The organism is Nostocoides australiense Ben110 (genome assembly GCF_001050535.1).
In the GTDB taxonomy this organism is placed as follows: domain Bacteria; phylum Actinomycetota; class Actinomycetes; order Actinomycetales; family Dermatophilaceae; genus Nostocoides_A; species Nostocoides_A australiense.
This window is the reverse complement of sequence record NZ_HG764815.1, coordinates 3,612,351-3,613,783: the sequence shown is the minus strand read 5'-3', so window position 1 is coordinate 3,613,783 and position 1,433 is coordinate 3,612,351. Positions and strand designations below refer to the sequence as shown.

Here is a 1,433-nt window from a genome sequence, read left to right as displayed (position 1 = left end):
GATCGGCCCGCGCCTCCTGAGCCGGATCGGCCCGCGCCTCCTGAGCTCGGGCCCGCGGAGCGGCGGCGGTACGCCCGCCACCTCCTCCTGCCGGAGTTCGGCGCGGCCGGGCAGCAAGCGCTGGCCGGATCGCGGGCACTGATCATCGGCGCCGGCGGGCTCGGCTCGGTCACGGCGACCTATCTCGCGGCCGCGGGTGTCGGCACGATCGGAATCGTCGATGACGATGTCGTCGACGAGTCGAACCTGCAACGCCAGGTCATCCACGACACCGCGGCGATCGGGCGGCCCAAGGTCGACTCCGCCGCGGACCGGCTCACGGCGATCAACCCGCTCGTCCGGGTCGAGCGCCACCCGTTGCGGCTCACCGGCGCCAACGCGGTCGGCCTGGTGTCGGGCTATGACGTCGTCGTCGACGGCGCCGACAACTTCGCCACCCGGTATGCCGTCGCCGACGCCTGCGCCTTGACCGGCCGCCCGCACGTGTGGGGGTCGATACTGCGCTTCGACGGGCAGGTGAGCGTCTGGTGGCCGCCCCACGGTCCGTGCTATCGCTGCGTCTTCCCGGCGCCGCCGCCCGCGGGCAGCGTGGCCTCGTGCGCGGAGGCGGGGGTGCTCGGGTCGCTGTGTGCGGCGGTCGGGTCGATCCAGGCCACCGAGGCGATCAAGGTGCTCAGTGGCGTCGGGCGTCCGCTGACGGGCCGGCTGCTCATCCACGACGCCCTCGAGGGGACCTGGTCCACCGTCCCGGTCGCCCGCAACCCGGTGTGCCGCCTCTGCGGGCCGGAGGCGACAATCACCGCACCCCGGGACGAGTCGGCGGCCTGCGAGACCGGGGGCCCGCGGCATACCGCCGAGCAGCTGGCGCAGGTGCTGGCGAGCGACCCGGGCGTCGTGCTCGTCGACGTGCGCGAGCCGGCGGAATGGGCGGGCGGGATCATCCCCGGCGCCCTGCTGCACCCCGTCGGGCGGATCGAGGAACTGGCGGTGGACCGAGATGCGCGGGTGGTGTTGTACTGCGCCGCCGGAGGCCGGTCCGCCGCGGGGGCGCAGCGGCTGCGGGCGGCCGGTTTCACCGACGTCACCGACCTCGAGGGTGGGATCAGCGCCTGGCCCGGCGAGTTGGCTGACCAGCCCGGCTGACCAGCGCGGTTGACATGTAGATTCGCCGCGCACGGGGGACACGCCGGGGCTGCCTGACGGGGGTTGTCGGTGCTCGATGGTGGACTGTTTCGTATGACAGCGACCGCACTTCGCGCCGCCGCCGCAGGCACTTTCGCCCCCGACGCGCAGCAGCAGCGTGCGCTCGCCCACGACGGCCGGCTGTTGCGGGTGCTGGGGGGTCCGGGCACGGGCAAGACCACGCTCGCGGTGGAACTCGTCGCCGACCGGGTGGCACGCGGGGTCGCCGGGCCCGAGCAGTGCCTCGTGCT

The 1,433-nt window shown here is 74.3% G+C and carries 2 protein-coding genes; both read left to right on the top strand.

The annotated features are described in order from the left end of the window. Positions 1-1,143, top strand: a 1,143-nt coding sequence (gene moeB / locus BN11_RS17690; protein ID WP_235435530.1) for a molybdopterin-synthase adenylyltransferase MoeB, incomplete at its 5' end; no start/stop codon positions are given. 93 nt (positions 1,144-1,236) lie between these two features. After that, positions 1,237-1,433, top strand: a 197-nt coding sequence (locus BN11_RS17685; protein ID WP_048699621.1) for a UvrD-helicase domain-containing protein, incomplete at its 3' end; no start/stop codon positions are given.